We start from the raw sequence: 23,454 nt of genomic DNA on the forward strand, positions 1-23,454 counted from the left end.
CCCGACCGGGCGTCGATGGAGTCGAGCAGGGAGAGCCGAGTGATCCGATCCACCAGGGCCGTCCGGCGCGCGCCGGTGCCGCCGACGCCGCACCCGTCGGGCGCCCGACCTCCGGCGCTGCCGTCGGAGGCGGTGCCCCGGCACGTCGCCGTGGTGATGGACGGCAACGGCCGCTGGGCCAAGGAGCGCGGGCTGCCCCGCACCAAGGGCCACGAGGCGGGGGAGTTCTCCCTCTTCGACACCGTCGAGGGCGCCATCGAGCTGGGCATCCCCTACCTGTCGGCGTACGCCTTCTCCACCGAGAACTGGCGGCGCTCGCCGGACGAGGTGCGCTTCCTGATGGGCTTCAACCGGGACGTCATCCGCCGTCGCCGGGACCAGCTCGTCGACCTCGGGGTCCGGGTGGTCTGGTCGGGCCGGTCCGGACGGCTGTGGAAGAGCGTCATCTCCGAGTTGCAGACCGCCGAGGAGATGTCCCGGGAGAACTCGACGCTGACGCTCCAGTTCTGCGTCAACTACGGCGGGCAGGCGGAGATCGCCGACGCGGCCGCCGCGATCGCCCGGGACGTGGCCGCCGGCCGGCTGGACCCGGGCAAGGTCAACGAGAAGACCATCGAGCGTTACCTTTACCACCCCGAGGTGCCCGAGGTGGACCTGTTCCTGCGCCCCTCCGGCGAGCAGCGCACCTCGAACTTCATGCTCTGGCAGAGCGCGTACGCGGAGCTGGTCTTCCTGGACACGCTCTGGCCCGACTTCGACCGCCGCCACCTGTGGTACGCCTGCGAGCTGTACGCCCAGCGGGACCGCCGCTTCGGCGGCGCGCTGCCCAACCCGGTGGCCCCGACCGTGTGACGCTTAGCGACCGGTCGGACTGGGTATCAGTGTCGTCAGCAGCCACTGACGGAGGTGAACCCACATGATGCGCAAGCGTGTCGCCCAGTGGGCGGTGATGGCCGTTGCGGTTCCGTTGGCGGCCGCCGGTGCCCGCCGGCTCAGCCACTCGATGGAATCCCGGCGAGGCCCGTCCCGGGCCAGTCGCCTGCTCACGCAGGGGGCGGACCTGATCCGCCCACAGAAGGCCCGGCGTCGCCGCTTCTTCTGAGTTTGTGTAAGGAAGGGTCCCCTGCTAACGCCTGGCGTATAGCAGGGGACCCTTCCTAACACCGAAGACGGCGAGCTGACACCGAAGACGGCGAGAAGGGATCAGGCCGGGGTCTCGGCGCGGTCCGGGGTGGCCCACAGAGTGTGGAAGGAACCGTCGCGGTCGACACGGCGGTAGGTGTGCGCCCCGAAGTTGTCCCGCAGGCCCTGGATGAGCGCGGCCGGGAGACGCTGCGCGCGCAGCGCGTCGAAGTAGGCCAGCGACGAGGCGAACGCGGGTGCCGGCACGCCGACCCGGGCGGCCTCGGCCACCACCCGCCGCCAGCTCGGCACACCGTCGCGCACGGTGTCCGCGAACCACGGCGCCACCAGCAGCGTGGGCAGCTCCGGCTGCTCGTCGTACGCCTGCTTGATCCGGTCCAGGAAGCGGGCCCGGATGATGCAGCCGCCCCGCCAGATCTTCGCCGTGCCGCCGAGGTCGATGTTCCAGTCGTACTCGGCGCTGCCGGCACGGATCTGGTCGAAGCCCTGCGCGTACGCCACGATCTTGGAGGCGAGCAGCGCCCGGCGTACGTCCTCGATGAACGCCTCGCGGTCGGCGACCTGCCACTTCTCCCCGGAGTCCGGGAACGCCCGTACCGCCGCCTCGCGCTGGTCGACGTGACCGGAGAGCGACCGGGCGAACGTCGCCTCGGCGATGCCGGTGATCGGGATGCCGAGGTCGAGGGCGATCTGGACGGTCCACCGGCCGGTGCCCTTCTGCTCGGCCCGGTCCTGCACCACGTCCACGAACGCCTCGCCGGTGGCGGCGTCGGTGTGCGCCAGCACGTCGGCGGTGATCTCGATCAGGAAGGACTCCAGCTCACCGGAGTTCCACTCCCGGAAGATCTCCGCGAGCTCCGACGGGGTCGCGCCCAGGCCGGCCCGCAACAGGTCGTACGCCTCGGCGATGAGCTGCATGTCGGCGTACTCGATGCCGTTGTGGACCATCTTCACGAAGTGTCCGGCACCGTCCGGCCCGACGTGCTCGCAGCAGGGCTCGCCCTCGACCTGCGCGGCGATCTTCTCGAAGATCGGCCCGAGCTTGCGGTACGACTCGGCCGACCCGCCCGGCATGATGCTCGGCCCCCAGAGGGCGCCCTCCTCGCCGCCGGAGACGCCGGTGCCGACGAAGTGCAGGCCCTTGGTCCGCAGCGCCTCCTCCCGGCGACGGGTGTCGGCGAAGTGCGCGTTACCGCAGTCGATGATGATGTCGCCCTCTTCGAGCAGCGGCACCAGCTCGTCGATCACCGCGTCGGTGGGGCCGCCCGCCTTGACCATGATGATCACCGCGCGCGGGCGCTCCAGCGCGGCGACGAAGTCCGCCAGGGACTCCGTCGGCACGAAGGTGCCCTCGTCGCCGTGCTCGGCCACCAGCGACCGGGTCCGTTCCGGCGAGCGGTTGTGCAACGCCACGGTGAACCCGTTGCGGGCCAGGTTCCGGGCCAGGTTCCGGCCCATCACCGCCAGCCCGGTCACACCGATCTGCGCCGTAGCCCGATCCGCCATCCTCGTCGCCACCTTCCGCCGTCTACCTGTAGTGCTGCGACGGTATCGCGGCCGGCCCCGGGACCGCGCCGTCCCCCCACCGCTGGTCATCAGGTGGTCGCGTAGCGCACGCCACCGGGCCGCCGATAATTCGGATGCGTGCCTCGTACCGGCCGGATAGCGTGCGGGCATGCGCTACTGACACCCGCTTCATCGAGCCGGTCCGCCGCCCCTGTGGCCGTGGACCCGTCGCTCCCGGGTGTCCGCGCGTCCTCCTCGTCGCCGTCGTCGCGACGTTCTCCGTGGCCGCTCCGGGAGCGAGCTTCCGCTGATCCCGCCCGACCGCCGACCGGCGGTCCCCACCGACGGCGGTGGCGTGGCGTACGCGCCGACACCGCCGAGCGAGGAGGCTCCGATGCCTGCCAGCCGTAAACCGAAGAAGTCCCGTGGTGCCGCCCGGGTGTCCGAGGTGACGCCGCCCGACTTCGACGCGTCGACCGACGCGCTCACGCCGCCGATCGGCCGGGAGTTCCCGGCGCAACCCGGCGGGTTCGCCGTGCCGTCGGGGCTCGACGCCCCGGCAGCGCTGGCCGCGCTGCACGCCCCGGCCGGGCTTGTCCCGCTGCACGATCCGGCCGGGGGTGCCGCGCTGCACGCCCCGGCGGGGCTTTCCCCGCTGCGCGATCCGGCCGGGCTTGCTCCGCTGCGCGATCCGCTTGATCCGTCCATACCGGATCGCTCCGAAGACCGTGAGGTGCCGCGAGCGCAAGTCGCGCGGTCGACCGGCCCGACGGTGACCCGTCGTGGCAAGGGGTATGGCTCCGGCCGTCCGCAGCGTGCCGGTGCGGCTCGGCAGTACGCCTTCCGGCGGAGCTGACCGGCCCGGCCCGGTGCGCCTGGCCGGTGCGTGGCTGACCGACCGGTGCGTCCCGGGTGAACGGCAGGTGGGTAGATCTGTTGTCGCTGGAACGACAACAGATCTACCCACCACGGTCGCAGGGTTCAGCCGATCAGCGGCCGGAAGGTGCCGAGCGCGACGCTGACGCCCAACGCGGTGACGGCCAACGCCGTCGCGACGACGACCAGCAGCCAGTCGGCGGCACCGAAATGCTGCCGGCGGGCGACGGTACGCGGTACCCCGGCGTCGAAGCCGCGCGCGTCCATCGCGACCGCCAGCCGGGTGCCCCGGCGGATCGCGCCGACCAGCAGCGTGAACGCGGTGGACACGAAGAGCCGCAGTTTCGCCACCGGGTTGCGTCCCGCCTCCACCCCCCGTGCGCGCCGGGCCATGACGATCATCTGCCACTCCTGCCCGAGCAGCGGCAGCAGCCGGAACGCCGCCAGCGCACCGATCGCGAAGCGGGCCGGTGCGCGGGCGTTCTGCACCAGCGCGTCGGCCAGGTCGGTGGGATCGGTGGTGGCGAAGACGATCACGCCGGGCAGGGCCACCGCGAACAGGCGCAGCACCAGGCCGAGCGCGGTGAGCAGCACCGTCGAGGTGACCACGACCGGTCCGGCGTCGAGCAGTACCCGGCCCGAGCGGTCCGCGGCGAAGAGCACCAGCGTGACCAGGACGCCCACGGCGGCTGCCAGCAACGGCCACACCCGACGGAACAGCACCCGGTAGCGCACGCCGAACAGCGGCAGGACCGCCAACTCGACCGCGATCGCGATAGCCGGTGCGACCGGGTCCAGCGTTGCCAGCAGCGGAAACGCGAACAGCAGCGCCGCCGCCAGCTTGGCCACCGGATTCCGCCGGGCCAGCGGCGCGTCCGGCCGGGCGACCGGTTCCAGGTCGATCATCGGAACCCCACCGGAGGAGACGCCGGTGGTGGTTCCGGAGGGGGTGCGGCCTCGGACCGCGCGGTCGGAGACCACGCGGCGGTGGGCTGCGCGGCGGTGGACCGTGCGGCCGAGGTCGGGGACGACGGGGCGCCGGGTGCCGGTGCGGGCGTCAGCGTCAGCGTCCGGTCGGCGAGCGCGGCGACGAACTCGGCGTCGTGGGTGACCGTCACCAGGGCGTGGCCGGCGTCGCGTAGCTCCGCGAACAGGTCCACCAGCTCCCGCCAGGTGCGTCGGTCCTGGCCGAAGGTGGGCTCGTCGCAGATCACCAGCCGGGGCGCGGTGGCCAGGGCGGTCGCCACGCTCAGCCGCCGCGCCTCGCCACCGGAGAGGGTGTACGGGTTCGCGCCGGCCAGCCGGTCCAACCGCAGTCGGTGCAACAGCTCGTCGACGCGTCGGCGCACCTCCGTCTCGGTGGCGCCGGTACGCCGGGGCCCGAGCGCCAGTTCGTCGTAGACGGTGCCGGTGACGAACTGGTGCTCCGGGTCCTGGAACACCGAGCCGATCCGGCGGGCCAGCGCGGGTGCCCGCCAGCGGTGCGGTGGTGTGCGGGCGTCGGCGCCGGCCAGGTCGACGCCGGCCACCAGTCGCCCGGTGCCCGGCTTGAGCAGCCCGCCGAGCAGCACCGCGAGGGTGGACTTGCCGGCGCCGTTGGGGCCGAGCACGGCGACTGCCGCACCGGCGCGTACCGCCAGGTCGGTCGCGGCCAGCCGGGGTGGTTGGCCGAGCCGGTCGGCGGTGAGCAACACCTCGCCGGGGCCGGTGGTGGCCCGGCGGGTCGGGATCCGGCGGCCGGGCACCCAGACGCCGTCGGCGGCGAGGGCGTCGCCGTGCGTGGCGAAGACGGTCTCCGGTGGGCCGTCGACGCGGACGCCGCCACCAGCGTCGAGCACCACCACCCGGTCGACCAGCGGCAGGGCGTCGGCCACCCGGTGCTCTACCAGGATCAGGGTGGTGTCGTCGTCGACCGCGCGGCCCACCGCGGCGCGGACCAGGTCGGCCCCGGCCGGGTCGAGGTTGGCGGTGGGCTCGTCGAGCAGCAGCAGGTCGGGGCGGAGCGCGAGCACTCCGGCCAGGGCGAGCCGCTGCTGTTCGCCGCCGGAGAGCGCCGCGGTGGGGCGGTCCCGGGGGTACGGGAAGCCGACCCGACGCAGCGCCTCGTCCACCCGGGGCCAGATCTGCCCGGCGGGTACGCCCCGGTTCTCCAGCCCGAACGCGACGTCGTCGCCGCTGCGGGCCATGACGAGCTGGGACTGCGGATCCTGGAAGACGATGCCGACCCGCTCGCGGGTCTCGGCCGGTGGCCGGCCGTCGATCTCGATGGTGCCCTCCTGCTCACCGGAGTCCTCCGGCAGCAGCCCGGCCAGCGCGGCGAGCAGGGTGCTCTTGCCCGCGCCGGAGGGCCCGAGCAGCAGTACCCGTTCGCCTCGGCGTACCCGCAGGTCCACGCCGCGTACCGCCCAGGCGCGCCGCCCGGCGTGGCGCCAGCCGAAGCCGCGCAGCCGCACCTCGCCCACCTGCTACCCCCGCTCCTCGTCCCCGACCCGTCGGTGGCCCGGTGGAGCCGGCCGGACCGGCTCCACCGGGCGGGGGGTCAGACCAGGTTCCGTTCGCGGCCGGCGGGGAAGCGGTCCAGGACGCCGGTGCCGGCGAGCGCCTTGGTGAGCGCGTAGCCGCCGGCACCGGCGACCACGGTGGCACTGAGCACGGTGAGCAGGGCGTACGGGATGCGGTAGGTGCCCAGCTCGTACGCGGCGTTCCAGGCGAAGAAGTCGAACAGGGCGGCGCCGAGACCGGTCAGCGCACCGGCGAGCAGCGCGGTGGGCAGCCGGAACGAGCGGTACCGGAAGGCGGCGAAGGCCAGTTCCGCGCCGAGGCCCTGGAGCAGGCCCTGGACGATGGTGACGCCGCCCCACTCGGAGCCCAGCAGCGCGGAGACGGTCGCCGCGACGGCCTCGCAGAACAGCGCGGCACCCGGCTTACGGATGATCAACCCGCCGAGTACCGCCGGCACCAGCCAGACGCCGTACATGACGGCCTGGCTGGCCGGGAAGAAGGCGAAGGCCGGGTCGACCGCCCGCCAGAGCAGGCCCCAGGCCCAGAAGATGACACCGAAGCCGACGGCGATCACCGCGGCCACGACGATGTCGACGGTGCGCCATCGAGTGGTGGTCGGTTGGCTCATGAGTGCTCCCAGTCCAGTGTCGAACCAGGCAAGACGCACCGCCGCGTCCGGCGTGGCCGGGCCGTGGCGGGCTGGAGGTGGACCGAACTCCCTGCGCTGGCATTACCCAGATCAGGTACGGAGGGTCTGCGGGCGGACCCGCACTCTCAGCGCTGTGCGCTCCCCTGTCGGAGGTGGTGTTGTCCCGCCGACGCTAACACCTTCGAAGATCGACGGACAATGTGATCTACGCAGGTCATGCCCGGTGCCGACGACGGGCGTTCCGGCAGTGGTCGGCGCGCGCCGGAACCCGCCCGGTTTCGTGACATCCATCGACGTCATCGGCTCCGGACGGTAATCTCAGGCCGCCGATCCACTTGGCCGAGAGGCGACAGGGTGAGCACAGACACGGACCATGCCGCGCCGGCCGGTGAACCGGAGGGTCGTCCGACGGGCGTGGCCACCGAGGAGCGCCCGGCCCGACCGGGCGGCGGCGAACCGCCCCGGCGCTGGCTCGGTGACCGGATCGGCTCGGTGGAGATCCTGGCGGGCCTGCTGGTCCTGCTGATCATCTTTCGTGACCCGCTGGCCGGGGCGCTGGACGATCCCCGCATCCAGACGTGGACCACGGTGTTCGTCTCGATCATGGTGCAGGCGGTGCCGTTCCTGGTCTTCGGCATCCTCCTCTCCGCCGTGATCGCGGTCTTCGTACCCCGGTCGTTCTGGGCCAGGGCGCTGCCCCGGCACCCGGCGCTGGCGGTGCCGGCGGCCAGTGCGGCCGGGGTGGTACTGCCGGGCTGCGAGTGCGGATCGGTGCCGATCGCGGGGTCGCTGATCCGTCGGGGCGTCACCCCGGCGGCGGCGCTGGCGTTCCTGCTGGCCGCACCGGCGGTCAACCCGATCGTGCTGGTCGCCACCGCCGTCGCCTTCCCCAACAATCCCGAGATGGTCCTCGCCCGGGGGGTCGCCAGCCTGGTCGTGGCAATGATCATGGGCTGGCTCTGGCTGCGACTCGGTCGGACCGAGTGGATCAAGATGCCGCGCCGCCCGGAGTTGGACGACCCCCGGCGGAGCCGGGCCTTCTGGGCCGCCGTCCGGCACGACGTCACCCACGCCGGTGGCTTCCTGGTGCTCGGTGCGATGGCCGCCGCCAGCATCAACGTGCTGGTGCCGGAGCGCTGGCTCCAGACCCTGGCCGACAACGCCTGGCTGTCGATCCTGGCGCTGGCGCTGCTCGCCGTCCTGCTCTCGCTCTGTTCCGAAGCGGACGCCTTCGTGGCGGCCTCGCTGTCGCAGTTCTCCCTCACGTCCCGACTGGTCTTCCTGGTGGTGGGGCCGATGGTCGACCTCAAGCTGATCTCGATGCAGGCCGGTGTCTTCGGCCGGCGGTTCGCCTTCCGGTTCGCGCCGGCCACGTTCGCGGTCGCCCTGCTGGTGGCCACCGGAGTCGGGATGGTGCTGCTGTGAACCGACAGGCACAGGCGGTGATCCTGCTGCTGCTCGGCGGGGCGGTGATCCGGGCCAGCGTCACCGACCTCTATCTGCGCTACGTCAAGGAGGGACTGCGTCCCTTCCTGATCGCCGCCGGGCTGCTGCTGGTGGTCGCCGCGGTGATGACCCTCTGGTACGAACTGCGGCCCTCCGTGCCCCGCGCGACGGCCCCGACCGGCGGCGGCTCCACCGGCCCGGTGAGCGGTGCCGCCCCGGTGACGGCCGACCACGACGAGCACGACGACCACGGTCACGGCCACCACGAACCCCGGATCGGTTGGCTGCTCATCCTGCCCGTGCTCGGACTGCTGCTGGTGGCCCCGCCGGCCCTCGGGTCGTACGCGGCGGGGCAGGCCGGCACCGCGCTGAACGCCCCTCGGGAGTCCGACTACCCGCCGCTGCCCGAGGGCGATCCGGTGCAGGTGAGCGTGCTCGACTACGCCTCCCGGGCGCTGTTCGACCGGGGCGCCTCGATCGGTGACCGGCGGGTGGTCCTCACCGGGTTCCTGGCCACCGGCACCGGTGGCGAGCCGATCCTGGCCCGGATGGTGCTGTCCTGCTGCGCCGCCGACGGGCGGCCGATCAAACTCGGGCTCACCGGTGACGTGCCGGTCGGGCTGCCCAACGACAGTTGGGTCGAGGTGGTCGGTCGGTACAGCGACCGGATCGGTCGGGACCCGGTCAACGACGCCGAGATCCCGTACCTGGAGATCGAGTCGTGGCGGCAGGTGCCGGTGCCCAAGCGCCAGTACGAGTAGCGTTCCGGGCATGCACGTCGACGCCCGAGGTCTGCGGTTCGAGATCCACCCCGGTGGCCCCGAGTCGGGTGAGCCGGTGCTGCTGCTGCACGGCTTTCCGCAGAACTCCGGCGAGTGGGACGCGGTGGCGCCCGTCCTGCACGGGGCGGGCCTGCGCACGTACGCGCTGGACCAGCGGGGCTACTCGCCGCAGGCGCGGCCGAGCGAGGTGGCGGCGTACCGGCTGGGGGAGTTGGTCGCCGACGCGGTGGCGGTGCTCGACGCGCTCGGCGTGACGCGGGCGCACGTGGTCGGCCACGACTGGGGCGCCATCGTCGCCTGGGCGCTCGCCGCCGGCCACCCCGACCGGGTGCGTACGCTCACCGCGGTCTCCGTGCCGCACCCGGCCGCCATGGCGCACGCGCTGGCCAACGACCCGCAGCAGAAGGCGCGCTCGGCGTACATGCTGCTGTTCCGGAAGGCGGGCGTGGCGGAGAAGACGCTGCTGGCCCTCGACGCGCTCGGGTTGCGGCGGCTGTTGCGCGACGTCGGCGACGACGCTCGGGTCGCCGCGTACGCCGATCCGCTGCGCGAGCCGGGCGCGCTCACCGCGGCGCTGAACTGGTATCGGGCGATGTCCCGCTCCGAGCTGGCGGCGGTCGGCCCGGTGTCGGTGCCGACCACCTTCGTCTGGAGCGATCGCGACGTCGCCATCGGACGGACCGCTGCGCAAGCCTGCGCCGCACACGTGAGCGGCGACTACCGCCTCGTCGAGCTGTCCGGCGTCAGCCACTGGATCCCGGACGAGGCGCCGACGCCGCTGGCCGAGGCGATCCTGTTCCGCGCCCGCCCGACCGCCTGAGCGCCGACGCCCACCTGCCGGCGTCGCAGCGGGAGCGCCTCGTCGACCCGGGACCGCCCGTCCGCCCGTCCGTCGGACCGGCTGGCGGACCGGCCGGACGGCTGTACGGGCCGTGCGGGAAGCTGGGTGGGGTCGTCGGCGGCGGCGATCCGAGGGAGGCGGGAGAGCGCATGACGGTGAGTGCCGAGGGCTACCTGGCCGAGGTGACCGCGACGATGACCCGGGTGGCGGCCAGCCAGCGGGAGCAGGTGGGCCGGGCGGCCGACCTGATCGCCGAGGCGATCCGCGCCGACGGGGTGGTGCACGCCTTCGGCACCGGTCACTCGGAGGCCCTGGCGATGGAGATCGCCGGCCGGGCCGGCGGGTTGGTGCCGACCAACCGGATCGCCCTGCGGGACCTGGTGCTGCACGGTGGGGAGCCAGCCGACGTGCTGGGCCCGAAACTGGAGCGGGACCCGTCGGTCGCGCGCCGCCTCTACGACCTCGCCCCGACCGGCCCGCGTGACGTCTTCGTGCTCGCCTCGAACTCGGGAGTGAACGGGGCGATGGTGGAGTTCGCCTCGCTGGTCGTCGCGCGGGGTCATCCGCTGGTGGCGATCACCTCCGCACAGCACTCGGCCCGGATGGAGTCCCGGCACCCGTCCGGGCGCAAGCTCGCCGACTTCGCCGACGTGGTGCTGGACAACGGCGCCCCGTACGGGGACGCGACCCTGCCGCTGCCGTCCGGCGGTGCGGTGGGCGCGGTCTCCTCGATCACGGCGGCGTTGCTGGCCCAGCAGATCGTGGTCGAGGTGGTGGCCCGGCTGCTGGCCGCCGACGAGCAGCCGCCGGTCTACCTGTCGGCCAACATCGCCGGTGGCGACGCGCACAACGACGCGCTGGAAGCCCGTTACGCAGAGCGGATCCGGCGCGGTTCCTGAGTCGGTTTCGGGTGGTGCGCGGCGGGGCATCTGCGTTCCGCCGGTCGGGGGTTCCGACCGGGTGGAGCGTGTTCCCTCGGAGGTTCGCGGTGTCCAAGGAGACCGAGAAGCAGCGCTGGCAGCGGAACTTCGCTGACCTGCTTCAGGAGTTGCGGGTCGCGCAGACCGGCGTACAGATCCTCTTCGCCTTCCTGCTCACCCTGCCGTTCAGTAACGGCTTCACGCGTACCACAGAATTCCAGCGCGACGTCTACGTCGTCGCGCTGATCGCGGCGGCCGGCGCCACCGCGATGATCATCTCGCCGGTGGCCTTCCACCGGGCGCTGTTCCGTCAGGGCCGCAAACCGGAGCTGGTGCAGTTCGCCCACAAGATGGCCAGCGCCGGTCTCGCCTTCATGCTGGTCGCGATGGTCAGCTCGGTACTGCTGATCACCGACTTCGTGCTCGCCCGCCCGATCGCCTTCCTGCTCAGTGCGGTCACCGGCCTGTGGTTCCTCACGTTCTGGATGATCCTGCCGTTCAGCCGCCGCAACTGGGGTGACGACGACATCGACGACGAGGAGGACCCGAGCGGGCTCTCCCCGGGCTGAACGGTCGGGGCTGAACGGTCGGGGCGGGACGGGAGCCGGCTCCGCGAGGGGCCGGTCCGGCGATGGATAACCGTGACTACCGCTGGGTAACACCACGTGGGTAGCCTGCCGAGCAGGCGGAACAGTCCGAATGCCGGATCCAGCTCCCGGGGGTTGCCGTGGCCGTCGCCGAGAACCACCGTCCACCCGCCAACGACCACCAGGACACCGACCCGCCGCCCGATGCGGCGGGTCGTGTGTCGTCCGAGAAACAGGTGTCCGAGAAGGAGGCCCGCCAGGTCGCCGAGGCGGCCCGACAGGACGCTTGGGACCGGCCGAGCTTCGGCAAGGAACTCTTCCTGGGCCGGCTCCGGCTCGACCTGATCGACCCCTGGCCCCGGCCGGACCCGGCAGAGGACGAACGCGCCGGCGAGTTCCTCGCCCGGCTGCGCGCGTACGTCGCCTCCGAGGTGGACGGTGCCGCCATCGATCGCGACGCCCGCATCCCCGACGAGGTCTTCCAGGGCCTGGCCGGACTCGGCGCGTTCGGCATGAAGATCGGTCGGGAGTACGGCGGACTCGGGCTGAGCAACCTGCACTACTGCCGGGCGTTGATGCTGGTCGGCTCGGTCAGCCCGGCGATCGGCGCGCTGCTCTCGGCACACCAGTCGATCGGTGTGCCGCAGCCGTTGAAGATGTTCGGCACCGAGGAGCAGAAGCAGCGCTTCCTGCCTCGGCTGGCGGCCGGCGAGGTCTCCGCGTTCCTGCTCACCGAGCCGGACGTCGGCTCCGACCCGGCCCGGCTGGGCACCACCGCCGAGCCGACCCCGGACGGCACCGGCTACCGGATCAACGGCGTGAAGCTGTGGGCCACCAACGGCACCGTGGCCACCCAACTCGTGGTGATGGCCCGGGTGCCGAAGACCGAGGGACGTCGGGGCGGCATCACCGCGTTCGTGGTCGACGGCGACGCCGAGGGCATCACCGTCGAGCGCCGCAACGAGTTCGTCGGCCTGCGTGGCCTGGAGAACAGCCTGACCCGCTTCCACGACGTCCTCGTGCCCAACGAGAACGTCATCGGCGGCGAGGGCAAGGGCCTGCGGATCGCGCTGAGCACCCTGACCACCGGTCGACTGTCGCTGCCGGCGATGTGCGTGGGCGCCGGCAAGTGGGCGCTGCACGTGGCCCGCGAGTGGTCCGCCGAGCGGGTCCAGTGGGGACGGCCGGTCGGCGAACACGAGGCGGTCGCGCAGAAACTGTCCTTCATCGCCGCCACCACGTACGGCATGGAGACCATGCTGGACCTCTGCTGCCTGCTCGCCGACGACGACCGCAACGACATCCGGATCGAGGCGGCGCTGGTGAAGCTCTACGCCAGCGAGATGGCCTGGCGGATCGCCGACGAGCTGGTCCAGATCCGGGGCGGCCGGGGATACGAGACCGCCGACTCGCTGGCCGCCCGAGGGGAGCGGCCGGCCGCCGTCGAGCAGATGCTGCGGGACCTGCGGATCAACCGGATCTTCGAGGGCTCCACCGAGATCATGCACCTGCTGATCGCCCGCGAGGCGGTGGACGCGCACCTCTCCGTGGCCGGGGACATCATCGACCCCGACGCCGGACTGGCGCGCAAGGCCAGAGCCGGCGCGCGAGCGGGCGCGTTCTACGCCCGCTGGTTGCCGACCCTCGCGGTCGGCAAGGGCCAACAACCCAGCGCGTACGCCGAGTACGGCCCGCTCGCCGCACACCTGCGGCACGTCGAGCGCGCCTCCCGGAAGCTGGCCCGGTCCACGTTCTATGCGATGTCCCGCTGGCAGGGCAGGATGGAACGCAAGCAGGCGTTCCTGGGCCGGGTGGTGGACATCGGGGCCGAGCTGTTCGCGATGAGCGCGGTCTGCGTACGGGCCCATGCCGAGCGCGCGGAGCGACCGGAGAACGTGGAGCTGGCCGACCTCTTCTGCCGCCAGGCCCGGGTCCGGATCGACGCCCTGTTCACCGCCCTGTGGGAGAACACCGACTCGGTCGACGTGGTGGCCGCCAAGCGCATCCTCGCCGGCCGCTACAGCGCTCTGGAGGACGGCGTCATCCCACCACCGGCCGACCGCCCCTGGGTGGCCCCCTGGACCCCCGGCCCCTCCACCGTCCCCACGAACGCCCGCCGCCGCCTCCCCCCACCCACCTGACCCACCCCCACCCTCGCTTTGCGGCGTTGATCAAGAAGTTTTGGCCATGGCTCGTCGGCTCGGACGGCGCAAACTTCTTGATCAACCCGGCGGGGGGTGGGGGTGGGGTGGGGGAGAGGTGGGGGTGGGGTGGGGGTCAGTGGTGGGGGTCGTGGAGGCCGAGGCGGCGGAGTTCGAGGGCGGCCAGGGCGTTGACGGTGGTGTCGTCGCCGCGCCGCCACTCCTCGGCGACGTCGGGGGAGATCCGGGTGAGCTTGCGCAGCGGCTGACCGGCCAGGGCGCGCAGGGCCAGCAGGTCCCGACCGGCGGGCGCGGCGGCCAGGGCCGCCGCCGAAGCGGCTCGCCGCATCCAGCGCACCCGCAGCGGCAGCCAGCCGAACAGCACCAGCCCCAGCGGGACGATGAGTAGCCCGACGGCCAGCGCCACTGCCAACTGGTCGACCAACTCCTGCTGGTCACGCCCGGCCTCGGCGAGCGACCGGGCCGCGCCGGCCGCCCGCTCGAACGGGCCGGTCAGCTCGTCGCCCACCAACGGCACCCGGCCGACCTTGCCGCCCGCGTCGGCAAGGTTGTCGGCCAGCCCACCGCCGGCCCCCTCCAGCTTCTGCCCGGGTACGGCCAGCTTCTGCACCAGGTCGTGCAGCCAGAGCGCACCTCGGATCGCCGCGTACACCCAGGCGACGACGAGCAGATCGGTGAGGAACTGGCGCAGCGCGGTCGGGAAACGATCAGCGTAGATCTTCACGCCGGACAGCGTGCCACGCTCGGGCGCGGCGGGCACTCCCACGGACGCCCGATCCTGGAGTACGCAGGATCAGCGGGCGCAGTCCGGGCAGGTCCCGAAGATCTCCAGGGTGTGGCTGACGTCGGTGAAGCCGTGCTGAGCCGCCACCCGGTCGGCCCAGTTCTCCACCGTCGGCCCGGCCACCTCGACCGTACGACCGCAGGCCCGGCAGACCAGATGGTGGTGATGCCCCTCGCTGCACCTGCGGTAGAGGTGCTCGCCGCCGGGCGGGCGCATCACGTCGATCTCGCCCGCGTCGGCGAGACCCTGCAACGTCCGGTAGACCGTGGTCAACCCGACCCGCTCGCCGCGATCACGCAGCATCGCGTGCAGGTCCTGGGCGCTGTGGAAGCCCTCCAGCTCGGCCAGCAACGCGCTCACCGCCGACCGCTGGCGGGTGTTCCGGACCACCGCACTCTCGCTCATGCCGTCACTCCGCTTCGCTGCGTGCCGGCATTTGTGCTGTGCCTGATGATTCGCTCGCGTGGCTCGCTCATGCCGTCACTCCGCTTCGCTGCGTGCCGGCATTTGTGCTGAGCTTGATGATTCGCTCGCGTGGCTCGCTCATGCCGACCCTCCGCTTCGCTGCGTGCCGGCATCTGCGCTGTGCCTGATGAAGCGCTCGCTCATGATTCCTCCCCGGCATGGCTGACCGCGTCGGCGACGATGTGCGCGACATGCTCGTCGACCAGGGCGTACGCGATCTCCCGGCCCCGCCGCGAGCCGCGTACGACGCCGGCCCCGCGCAGCACCCGCAGGTGCTGGGAGACCAACGGTTGCGCGACGCCGAGTTTATCCACCAGCTCGTGCACGCAGCGCTCGCCGTCGGCCAGCTCGCTGACGATGGCGAGCCGGATCGGCGCCGAGAGGGCGCGCAGGAGCTCGCTGGCACCCTCGAAGGCGTCATAGCCGGATCCGCTGGTCACCCTGCAACGGTAACCAATACCGAAGCGGAACCCGTGATCAGGACCGGCTGAGCACCACCTCGTGTGGTTCCGGATCGGGTGTGGGCTGCGGGCGGGAGCGGCGGAGCCGGCGCCAGGCGGCGGCCAGCAGGGTGACCACCACGAACGAGGCGATCGCGAGGACCACCACCGAGGCGCCGGGCGCGGTGTCGGCGAGCGCCGCCATCCAGATGCCCGCACCGGCGGCGAACAGGCCCAGTGCCATGGCCGCCGTCATGGTGCTGCGGAACCCCCGGGTGACCTGCTGTGCGGTGGCCACCGGGACGACCATCAACGCGCTGATCAGCAGGACGCCGACGGCCCGCATGGCGATCGTGACGGTGATCGCGGTGGTGATCGCCAGCAGCAGGTTCAGCGCGCGTACCGGCAGACCGGAGACTCGGGCGTACTCCTCGTCGTGGCAGACCGCGAACAGCGCGGGCCGCAGCGCCAGCATCGCCGCCAGCACCGCCACGCCGAGCACCGCGATGGTGACCAGGTCGTCGCGGGAGGTCGTGGTCAACGCACCGAAGAGGTACGCGTTGAGGTTGGCGCTGGTGCTGTCGGAGAGCCCCACCAGGACCACGCCACCGGCGATGCCGCCGTAGAACAGCAGGGCCAGTGCCAGGTCGCCGGAGGTGCGACCGCGTTCGCGGATCAGCTCGATGGTGATCGCCCCGATGGTGGCCGCGATCACCGCCATGATCACCGGGGAGGTCTGGAACAGCAGGCCGGCACCGACGCCGGTGAGCGCCACGTGCCCGATGCCGTCGCCGATCAGGGCGAGTCGCCGCTGCACCAGATAGATGCCGAGCGCCGGGGCGGCCAGCCCGATGATCAGCGCGCCGATCAGGGCGCGCAGCATGAATTCGTACTGGAAGAGACTCACCTTGTGCTCCACATGCCGGCGGGCTCCTCGGGACCGTGCGGATGCACGTGGTCGTGGTCCGGCTCCGCGTGGTGCCCGGCCGGGTCCGGGACCGCGCCGTCGTGCGCGATCTGCCCCTGGTGTACGACGATCGCGCGGCTGATCAGCGGCCGGAGCGGGCCCAGCTCGTGCGCGACGAGCAGGACCGTGCCGCCGTCGTCGACGAAGCCGCGCAGGGCCCCGGCGAACGCCTCCTGGCTGGCCGCGTCCACCCCTGCCGTCGGTTCGTCGAGCACCAGCAGCTCCGGGCGTCCGGCCAGGGCGCGGGCGATCAGGGTGCGTTGCTGCTGCCCGCCGGAGAGCGTGGAGACGGGGTCCTTGGCCCGGTCGGCGAGGCCCACTGCGCGCAACGCCTCCGCCACCGCCTCCCGGTCGGCCCGGCCGGGCGGACGCAGGATGCCTCGACGGGCCAGCCGGCCGGAGGCGACGACCTCGGCCACGGTGGCCGGTACGCCGCTGCCCGCGCCGAGCCGCTGGGGCACGTAGCCGAGCCGCTGCCACTGCCGGAACCGGCGTACCCGGTGACCGAAGAGGGTGACCGAGCCGGCGGTGAGCGGGACGAGCCCGAGCACGGCGCGGATCAGGGTGGACTTGCCGGAGCCGTTGGCGCCGAGGACCGCGACCACCTCGCCGGTGGTCACGGTCAGGGACACGTCGCGGAGCACGGGGCGGCCGTCGTAGCCGACCACCCCGTGCTCCACGGTGATGACGTCAGGTGTCACGAGCAGCTCAACGCCGTCCTCAAGGTCTGCAGGTTGGTACGCATCACCGAAAGGTAGTCCCCGCCGTTGTCGGCGGACAGACCCTCGATCGGATCGAGCACCGCGGTCTGGGCGCCGACCTCCTTGGCGATGGTCTCGGCGACCTTCGGGCTCACCAGCGTCTCGAAGAAGATCGTGGTGGCGCCGTGCTCCCGCGCCTCTTCGGTGACCGCGGCCAGCCGCTGCGGCGACGGCTCGTCCTCCGGGGAGAGCCCGGTGATGCCGATCTGCTCCAGCTCGTACTTCTGTGCCAGGTAGCCGAACGCGGTGTGGCTGACCACGATCTCGCGCCGCTGGCAGGTCTTCAGCCCCTCGCTGAACTCGGTGTCCAGCTTCTCCAGCTCGGTACGCAGGGTGGTCGCCCGCTGGGTGTACTCGCCGGCCCGGTCCGGGTCGACGGTGCCGAGGCGCTCGGCCAGCTTGTCGCCGATGGTGGCCAGTCGGGTCGGGTCCAGCCAGACGTGCGGGTCCTTGGCGCCGTCCGAGGTCTCCTCGGCTGGCTTCTTCTCCTCGTCGTGGTCGTGACCGTGGTCGTCGTCCTCGTGACCGTGGTCGTCGTCGCCGTGGCTGTGGGTGTGGCCGCCGGCGGCGGCGTCGAGCAGCGGCTCCACGGTCGCCACGTCGAAGGCGCGGTCACCGCCGTTCTGGTCGATCGCCTCGTCCACCGCGGGCTGGAAGCCGTGCAGGAAGATGATCAGCTCCGCCTCGCTGATCTGGCCGACCTGCCCCGGGTTCAGCTCCAGGTCGTGCGGCTCGGCGCCGGGACGGGCCAGGTTCGTCACCGCCACCGCGTCGCCGCCGATCTGCTCGGCGAGGAACTGCAACGGGTAGAAGCCGGCCACCACGTCGATCCGATTCGGGTCGGCACCGGCCGGGCTGTCCTCGGTCGAGCAGGCGGTGACGCCACCCAGGGCGAGCAGGGCGGCCGTGGCGGTGGCCAGAGCGCGCGGAGCGGTGCGGTAGGTCATGACACCGACTCTCCGCGACAACGACAATGATTGTCAAAAACGCATGAGTGCATGTCAGAGCAGCTTCACCAGACCGACGGTGACCAGCAGGGCGAGTGCCAGCAGCCGGATCGCCCGCGTGGGCGGGGTCTGCACCTGCCAGGTCGTCACCAGCAGCGCGGCCAGCGCGGCGGCGATCGTCAAGGTCAACAGCCCGCCGACCACCCCCGGGACGAAGAACGCGACCAGCATCAGGAACAGGGTGATCAGGAACACCGTGGTCGGGTTGGCCCGGGCCAACCGTTCGTGGATCCCGCGCTGCGTACGCTGCATCCCACAGACTCTACGAGGAGGGGGAGCCGGTGCTGGTGACCAACCGGTTCGTGGTCGAGGAAGACGCCGCCGAGGACTTCGCCGGACGGGCCCACGCGGCCCTCGCCGCGCTCGCCGCCCGGCCCGGCTACCTGCGGGGACAACTCGTCCGGGCCCTGGACGACCCACGCCACTGGTGCCTGGTGACGGAGTGGGAGTCGGTGGGCACCTACCGCCGGGCGTTGGGCGGTTTCGACGTCAAGGTCACCGCCGTCCCGCTGCTCGCCGAGAGCATCGACGAGCCGTCCGCGTACGAGCCGTTGGCGACCGCGGCGCCCGGTGGGGACGTGGTGGTGGCTGCCAGCGATCGTGCTGCGGGTCCTTACCGGTGAGCCGCCGGGCACTACGCTGGCTCCCATGACCGCTCCCGGACCGGCAGCCCCACCACCGCACCAGCCGCTGCCCGGCCAGCAGGGACCTCAGGCCCCGGGCGATCCCGGCCCGCCACCGGCCCCGTCCGGCGTGCCGCCCACCGGCGGCCCCGGCATGCCGCCTGCGCCCACCGGTGCTCCCGGTGTCCCGCCCTCGTCCGGCGGTGGCCCCGGCTTCCCGCCGCCGTCCGGCGGATCGGACCCCGGCACACCGGCGCCGCCCGCCGGGCCGGGCGTGGCCCCGCCGTTCGCGGCCCCACCGACCGAGGGCGGCCGTACCCGGCTCTGGCTCGGCCTCGGCGCCGGAGCGCTGGCCCTGGTGCTGTGCTGCGGTGGCGGCGGTACGGCCGTGGTCGGCCTGCTGGTCAGCGGGGTGCAGGCGATCGACGAGCAGGGACGCACCGTCTCCGGCGACTACTACCGGGCGCTGGCCGACGGCGAGTTCGGCCGGGCCTACGACCAGCTCTGCGAGGACGCCCGGCGGCGCGAGTCACGGCAGGAGTTCGAGCGTCGGTCGGCGGCCGAACCGCAGATCTCCTCCTACCGGGTCGGCCAGGTGGACACCACCACGCTGACCGTGCCGGTGGACGTGACCTTCAGCGGTGGCGGCCAGGAGCGCCAGCAGGTCGTGCTCCAGCAGGACCAGCAGACCGGCGGCATGGAGGTCTGCGGAGTCAACTGACCGGCCGCAGGTAATGTGCTGGGTCCGAGGACCGGCGGGGTCGTACCGTGGTCCCGGACCGTTCGATTCATCCCACACTGTCCCCGCCGACCGCCAGTCGGCGTAGGAGGAAAAATGCCAGCCGACCGTATCGACGCCGTCGTCAGCCTCGCCAAGCGTCGAGGATTCGTCTTCCCCTCCAGCGAGATCTACGGAGGCACCCGGTCGGCGTGGGACTACGGTCCGCTCGGCGTGGAGCTCAAGGAGAACGTCCGCCGGCAGTGGTGGAAGACCATGGTCCAGCAGCGTGACGACGTGGTGGGTCTGGACTCCGCGGTGATCCTGTCGCGCGACGTGTGGGCCGCCTCCGGTCACCTGGACGCCTTCGTCGACCCGCTGACCGAGTGCCAGTCCTGCCACAAGCGGTTCCGCGCCGACCATCTGGAAGAGGCGTACGAGGCCAAGCACGGCAAGCCGCTGGCCGCCCTGACCGAGCTGAACTGCCCCAACTGCGGCAACAAGGGCACCTTCACCGAGCCACGGATGTTCAACGGCCTGATGAAGACCTACCTGGGCCCGGTGGAGAGCGACGAGGGCCTGCACTACCTGCGGCCGGAGACCGCCCAGGGCATCTTCGTCAACTACAAGAACGTCGAGACCGTCGCCCGCAAGAAGCCGCCGTTCGGCATCGCGCAGACGGGCAAGTCGTTCCGCAACGAGATCACCCCGGGCAACTTCATCTTCCGCACCCGCGAGTTCGAGCAGATGGAGATGGAGTTCTTCGTCGAGCCCGGCACCGACGAGCAGTGGCACGAGTACTGGTTGCAGGAGCGCTGGAACTGGTACATCGACCTCGGTCTGGCCGAGGAGAACCTGCGCTTCTTCGAGCACCCGCAGGAGAAGCTCTCGCACTACTCGAAGCGCACCGTCGACATCGAGTACAAGTTCCGGTTCGGCGGCACCGAGTTCGCCGAGCTGGAGGGCATCGCCAACCGCACCGACTTCGACCTGTCCACGCACAGCAAGCACTCCGGCGTCGACCTGTCGTACTTCGACCAGACCAAGCAGGAGCGCTGGGTCCCGTACGTGATCGAGCCGGCCGCCGGCCTCACCCGCGCGGTGCTGGCGTTCCTGCTGGAGGCGTACGACGAGGACGAGGCGCCGAACACCAAGGGCGGCGTGGACAAGCGCACCGTGATGCGCTTCGACCCCCGGCTGGCCCCGGTGAAGGTGGCGGTGCTCCCGCTCTCCCGCAACGAGGCGCTCTCGCCCAAGGCCAAGCAGCTCGCCGCCGACCTGCGCAAGCGCTGGGTGGTCGAGTTCGACGACTCGCAGGCGATCGGGCGCCGCTACCGCCGGCAGGACGAGATCGGCACCCCGTTCTGCGTCACGGTCGACTTCGACACGCTCGACGACAACGCGGTGACCATCCGGAACCGGGACACCATGGCCCAGGAGCGGATCGCGCTGGACCAGGTCGAGCGCTACCTGATCGACCACCTCCCCGGCTGCTGACGCGCGCTGCGGTAGCACTGCCGAAGCGCTGCCGACGTGAAAGGAAGGGTCCCCTGTTAACGCCTGGTGCATAGCAGGGGACCCTTCCTAACACCGTCAACCACGCGGATCGCCGCGCGGCGGTGTCGGCATCACCGATACGTCGACTCGTAACCGGACGCCGGCACCGAGCCCGCGCCGGGACTCGTACGCCTCCTCCACCGACCGCCGTACCCGGTGCGGCTCGCGGCGGATCTGTGCCGGCGTGAAGTGCAGCACCAGCACACCCAGCCGGCTCAGCTCGTTGTGCCGGTCGAGGGTGCGCGCCCAGTCGCCGGGGCGGAAGTGGTACTCCTGCGAGTCGACCTCCAGAGCCACCGCCGCTTCCGGCAGATAGCCGTCGGGCGTCGGCACCGCCCGACCTGCCGCGTCCCGCAGTCGGGGGTTCCACAGGATCTCCGGCAGCACCGTGCTCGCCGCGAGGCAGTCCCGCAGCTCGGCCTCCGGCGCCGACCGCGCGCCCTGCGTCACCTCGGCGAACGCCTTCCTGACCAGCGCCGTACGGCTGCGCCGGGCGCGACGGATCTCCTCGTCCAGGTCGGCGAGGTCCGCGTACCCCCGCTGCACGGCCTCGGCGACGACGGCCCGCACCGGACGGAGTTGCCGCAGCCCGCGCGCCGCGTCGACCACCGCGCGGGCCGGCGAGCACACCGGGTAGAACGGCGTGGCGCGGGCCCGGCTGTCCAGCGTCAGGGCCCGCGAGATCACCGCGAAGCCGGCGGACGTGCGGCGGGCGTGATGCGGTACGACGAGCTGCACGGCGTCGGTGCGCGGGCTCTGCCGGAAGCCGTACCAGACCAGCGCGGCGAGGCCGGTCAACTGCGCTTCCGTCCCGGCGTAGAGCGCCGCCGAGATCCGTCGCTGCTCGTCGGTCAGAACGCCGGTGACCAGGGCGTACGTGGCGGGCAGCACCCGCTGCCACAGGCCCCGTCGGGTTTGCCGGTAGAGATACATGTCGTCGAAGCCGGCGGCGAGCAGTTGCGCGCGGCTGACGATCTGCTGCTGGTGTTCGGCCAGGTCGGCGAAGTGGGGAGGAAGGCTGCGCATGCCGGACAGCATCGATCGCGATCTCGTCCCGTGGGTGGCCCCCAGCCGGGCCTGTGGACAGCCGCCGAGCCTGTGGACAACCCCGCCGGGCCGCTGGCGATGTGGTATGCGTCGCGTTAGCAGGGGTCCCCTGCTATGCACGAGGCGTTAGGAAGGGACCCTTCCTTACACTTGGGCGCGTGCCGACTACCGCTCCCGTCCTGCGCCCGTTGACCATCGGGCCGCATCAGGTGTGGCCGCCGGTCGTGCTGGCGCCGATGGCCGGCATCACCAACGTCGGCTTCCGCCAACTCTGCCGAGAGCAGGGCGGCGGCATCTACGTCTGCGAGATGATCACCACCGTCGCGGTGGTCGAGCGGAACCCGAAGACGCTGCGCATGATCGCCTTCGGTGCGGACGAGAGCCCCCGCAGCCTCCAGCTCTATGGCACCGACCCGGAGACCACCGCCGCCGCCGTACGGATCGTGGTCGAGAAAAACCTCGCCGACCACATCGACCTCAACTTCGGCTGCCCGGTCCCGAAGGTCACCCGCCGGGGCGGTGGCGCGGCGCTGCCGTGGCGACGCCGGCTCTTCGCCCGCCTGGTGCGGGCCGCGGTGGACGCCGCGTCACCCGCCGGGGTGCCGGTCACCGTGAAGATGCGCAAGGGCATCGACGACACACACCTGACGTACGTCGAGGCGGGCCTCGCCGCCCAGGACGCCGGAGTGGTCGCGGTCGCCCTGCACGGGCGTACGGCCGCGCAGCGGTACTCGGGCACCGCGGACTGGGACGCCATCGCCACCCTCAAGCAGGCGCTGGACGTGCCGGTGCTCGGCAACGGCGACATCTGGGAGGCCGACGACGCGCTGCGGATGGTTGCGCACACCGGCGTGGACGGGGTGGTGATCGGGCGTGGCTGCCTCGGTCGGCCGTGGCTCTTCGCCGACCTGGAGGCCGCGTTCGACGGTCGTGCCGAGCGGCGACTGCCGAACCTCGGCGAGGTGGCGACGACGATGCGCCGCCATGCCGAGCTGTTGGTCGCGCAGTTCACCGCCGGGGCCCGCAACCCGGCCCGGGGTGAGCGGGACGGCTGTACCGACTTCCGTAAGCACGTCGCGTGGTACCTGAAGGGTTTCCCGATCGGCGGTGAGCTGCGCCGAGCGCTGGCGATGATCGACACCCTGGCCCAGCTCGACGACCTGCTCGGCAAGCTCGACCCCACGGTGCCGTTCCCGGTGGAGACGCTCGGTCAGCCCCGGGGCCGGACCAACTCCCCGGGCAAGGTCTTCCTGCCCGACGGCTGGCTGGCCAGCCGCGACGACGACACCGTGCCGGTGGGCGCCGAGCTGGACGACTCGGGCGGCTGAGCCCGCCGCCGTTCGCCACCGTGCGCGCCGCCGCACCGGCCGACGGTGCATGCCCGCGCCGGTACTCCGACGGTGCATGCCCGCGCCGGTACTCCGACGGTGCATGCCCGCGCCGGTACTCCGACGGTGCATGCCCGTGCCGGTACTCCGACGGTGTGCCGCTGGGTGTTAGGAGGGGTCCCTTCCTATGCATCAGGCGTTGGTAGGGGTCCCTTCCTTGCATGCCACGATGGCCGGCCCCCTGTGTGGGGGGGCCGGCCGTGGTGGTGTCAGGAGGTGGTGGCGTAGCCGCGGGTGGCGATCCAGTTGGCGAGGTCGTCGATGTGGAGGTCGTAGCGGGCTT

25 protein-coding genes and 1 riboswitch are annotated in these 23,454 nt (G+C 72.2%); of the genes, 13 read left to right on the forward strand and 12 right to left on the reverse strand.

Annotation, left to right across the window (positions count from 1 at the left end):
- Positions 1–15: 15 nt before the first annotated feature.
- Together ACWDVW_RS25780 and ACWDVW_RS25785 are read left to right on the forward strand one after the other, a co-directional pair.
- Complete coding sequence (locus tag ACWDVW_RS25780) at positions 16–852, forward strand: isoprenyl transferase (protein WP_449953596.1); 837 nt, start codon at positions 16–18, stop codon at positions 850–852.
- 64 nt (positions 853–916) lie between these two features.
- On the forward strand, positions 917–1,102 hold the full coding sequence (locus ACWDVW_RS25785; protein WP_176095300.1) for a hypothetical protein: 186 nt from the start codon (positions 917–919) through the stop codon (positions 1,100–1,102).
- A gap of 101 nt (positions 1,103–1,203) precedes the next feature.
- Here the strand turns inward: ACWDVW_RS25785 and gndA are convergent, their stop codons facing one another.
- Positions 1,204–2,649: an NADP-dependent phosphogluconate dehydrogenase gene (gndA, locus tag ACWDVW_RS25790; RefSeq protein WP_449953598.1), complete on the reverse strand. Its 1,446-nt coding sequence runs from the start codon at positions 2,647–2,649 to the stop codon at positions 1,204–1,206.
- A gap of 394 nt (positions 2,650–3,043) precedes the next feature.
- On the opposite strand from gndA, the gene ACWDVW_RS25795 reads away from it, so the two are divergent.
- Positions 3,044–3,505, forward strand: a complete 462-nt coding sequence (locus tag ACWDVW_RS25795) for a hypothetical protein (protein ID WP_449953601.1) — start codon at positions 3,044–3,046, stop codon at positions 3,503–3,505.
- Between the two features lie 125 nt (positions 3,506–3,630).
- On the opposite strand, the gene ACWDVW_RS25800 is transcribed toward ACWDVW_RS25795, so the two are convergent.
- From ACWDVW_RS25800 to ACWDVW_RS25810, 3 genes are all read right to left on the reverse strand, one after another.
- Positions 3,631–4,431, reverse strand: coding sequence for an energy-coupling factor transporter transmembrane component T family protein (locus ACWDVW_RS25800; protein ID WP_449953603.1), 801 nt, complete (start codon positions 4,429–4,431; stop codon positions 3,631–3,633).
- Entirely contained in the window at positions 4,428–5,987 is a 1,560-nt protein-coding gene (locus ACWDVW_RS25805; RefSeq protein WP_449953606.1) for an ABC transporter ATP-binding protein, read from the reverse strand. Before ACWDVW_RS25805 ends, ACWDVW_RS25800 begins: the two co-directional genes overlap by 4 nt.
- 77 nt (positions 5,988–6,064) lie before the next feature.
- Positions 6,065–6,655 (reverse strand): ECF transporter S component, encoded by a 591-nt coding sequence (locus ACWDVW_RS25810; RefSeq protein WP_449953609.1) that lies wholly within the window; start codon positions 6,653–6,655, stop codon positions 6,065–6,067.
- Between the two features lie 70 nt (positions 6,656–6,725).
- Positions 6,726–6,831: riboswitch (TPP riboswitch) on the reverse strand.
- Between the two features lie 199 nt (positions 6,832–7,030).
- Here ACWDVW_RS25810 and ACWDVW_RS25815 point away from each other — a divergent pair.
- From ACWDVW_RS25815 to ACWDVW_RS25840, 6 genes are all read left to right on the forward strand, one after another.
- A complete protein-coding gene (locus ACWDVW_RS25815; RefSeq protein WP_449953612.1) occupies positions 7,031–8,101 on the forward strand; it encodes a permease in 1,071 nt (356 codons plus the stop codon).
- On the forward strand, positions 8,098–8,883 hold the full coding sequence (locus ACWDVW_RS25820) for a TIGR03943 family putative permease subunit (RefSeq protein WP_449953614.1): 786 nt from the start codon (positions 8,098–8,100) through the stop codon (positions 8,881–8,883). Before ACWDVW_RS25815 ends, ACWDVW_RS25820 begins: the two co-directional genes overlap by 4 nt.
- Positions 8,884–8,893: 10 nt before the next feature.
- Positions 8,894–9,724 (forward strand): alpha/beta fold hydrolase, encoded by an 831-nt coding sequence (locus tag ACWDVW_RS25825; RefSeq protein ID WP_449953617.1) that lies wholly within the window; start codon positions 8,894–8,896, stop codon positions 9,722–9,724.
- A gap of 170 nt (positions 9,725–9,894) precedes the next feature.
- A complete protein-coding gene (locus tag ACWDVW_RS25830) occupies positions 9,895–10,644 on the forward strand; it encodes a sugar isomerase domain-containing protein (RefSeq protein WP_449953620.1) in 750 nt (249 codons plus the stop codon).
- A gap of 89 nt (positions 10,645–10,733) precedes the next feature.
- Complete coding sequence (locus ACWDVW_RS25835; RefSeq protein WP_449953622.1) at positions 10,734–11,234, forward strand: DUF6328 family protein; 501 nt, start codon at positions 10,734–10,736, stop codon at positions 11,232–11,234.
- 254 nt (positions 11,235–11,488) lie between these two features.
- Positions 11,489–13,393 (forward strand): acyl-CoA dehydrogenase family protein, encoded by a 1,905-nt coding sequence (locus ACWDVW_RS25840; protein ID WP_449953625.1) that lies wholly within the window; start codon positions 11,489–11,491, stop codon positions 13,391–13,393.
- Positions 13,394–13,529: 136 nt separating this feature from the next.
- Here the strand turns inward: ACWDVW_RS25840 and ACWDVW_RS25845 are convergent, their stop codons facing one another.
- The 7 genes from ACWDVW_RS25845 to ACWDVW_RS25875 all read right to left on the reverse strand — a co-directional run bounded on the left by ACWDVW_RS25845 (position 13,530) and on the right by ACWDVW_RS25875 (position 18,090).
- A complete protein-coding gene (locus tag ACWDVW_RS25845) occupies positions 13,530–14,138 on the reverse strand; it encodes a hypothetical protein (RefSeq protein ID WP_449953628.1) in 609 nt (202 codons plus the stop codon).
- 69 nt (positions 14,139–14,207) lie between these two features.
- Positions 14,208–14,603: a Fur family transcriptional regulator gene (locus tag ACWDVW_RS25850; protein ID WP_396698721.1), complete on the reverse strand. Its 396-nt coding sequence runs from the start codon at positions 14,601–14,603 to the stop codon at positions 14,208–14,210.
- 200 nt (positions 14,604–14,803) lie between these two features.
- Positions 14,804–15,103: an ArsR/SmtB family transcription factor gene (locus tag ACWDVW_RS25855; RefSeq protein WP_350699805.1), complete on the reverse strand. Its 300-nt coding sequence runs from the start codon at positions 15,101–15,103 to the stop codon at positions 14,804–14,806.
- A gap of 37 nt (positions 15,104–15,140) precedes the next feature.
- On the reverse strand, positions 15,141–16,010 hold the full coding sequence (locus tag ACWDVW_RS25860) for a metal ABC transporter permease (protein ID WP_449953632.1): 870 nt from the start codon (positions 16,008–16,010) through the stop codon (positions 15,141–15,143).
- Complete coding sequence (locus ACWDVW_RS25865) at positions 16,007–16,771, reverse strand: metal ABC transporter ATP-binding protein (RefSeq protein WP_449953635.1); 765 nt, start codon at positions 16,769–16,771, stop codon at positions 16,007–16,009. The genes ACWDVW_RS25860 and ACWDVW_RS25865 overlap by 4 nt, the downstream gene beginning before the upstream one ends.
- On the reverse strand, positions 16,768–17,778 hold the full coding sequence (locus ACWDVW_RS25870) for a metal ABC transporter substrate-binding protein (protein WP_449953637.1): 1,011 nt from the start codon (positions 17,776–17,778) through the stop codon (positions 16,768–16,770). The genes ACWDVW_RS25865 and ACWDVW_RS25870 overlap by 4 nt, the downstream gene beginning before the upstream one ends.
- A 54-nt stretch (positions 17,779–17,832) precedes the next feature.
- Positions 17,833–18,090, reverse strand: coding sequence for a hypothetical protein (locus tag ACWDVW_RS25875; RefSeq protein ID WP_449953639.1), 258 nt, complete (start codon positions 18,088–18,090; stop codon positions 17,833–17,835).
- Positions 18,091–18,119: 29 nt separating this feature from the next.
- Here ACWDVW_RS25875 and ACWDVW_RS25880 point away from each other — a divergent pair, with 29 nt between their 5' ends.
- From ACWDVW_RS25880 to ACWDVW_RS25890, 3 genes are all read left to right on the forward strand, one after another.
- A complete protein-coding gene (locus ACWDVW_RS25880; protein WP_396698710.1) occupies positions 18,120–18,461 on the forward strand; it encodes an antibiotic biosynthesis monooxygenase family protein in 342 nt (113 codons plus the stop codon).
- A 154-nt stretch (positions 18,462–18,615) separates the two neighbouring features.
- Positions 18,616–19,182 (forward strand): Rv0361 family membrane protein, encoded by a 567-nt coding sequence (locus tag ACWDVW_RS25885; RefSeq protein WP_449953656.1) that lies wholly within the window; start codon positions 18,616–18,618, stop codon positions 19,180–19,182.
- A gap of 114 nt (positions 19,183–19,296) precedes the next feature.
- On the forward strand, positions 19,297–20,676 hold the full coding sequence (locus ACWDVW_RS25890; protein ID WP_396752901.1) for a glycine--tRNA ligase: 1,380 nt from the start codon (positions 19,297–19,299) through the stop codon (positions 20,674–20,676).
- Between the two features lie 96 nt (positions 20,677–20,772).
- Here ACWDVW_RS25890 and ACWDVW_RS25895 read toward each other — a convergent pair whose 3' ends face one another.
- The gene (locus ACWDVW_RS25895; RefSeq protein WP_449953642.1) at positions 20,773–21,762 is read right to left on the reverse strand and encodes a type IV toxin-antitoxin system AbiEi family antitoxin domain-containing protein; all 990 of its coding nucleotides are present in this window, start codon (positions 21,760–21,762) and stop codon (positions 20,773–20,775) included.
- A 179-nt stretch (positions 21,763–21,941) separates the two neighbouring features.
- Between ACWDVW_RS25895 and dusB the strand changes: the two genes are divergently transcribed.
- The gene (gene dusB, locus ACWDVW_RS25900; protein WP_449953645.1) at positions 21,942–23,111 is read left to right on the forward strand and encodes a tRNA dihydrouridine synthase DusB; all 1,170 of its coding nucleotides are present in this window, start codon (positions 21,942–21,944) and stop codon (positions 23,109–23,111) included.
- The last annotated feature ends 343 nt before the right edge of the window (positions 23,112–23,454 follow it).

The sequence above is a fragment of the Micromonospora sp. NPDC003241 genome, assembly GCF_053589795.1.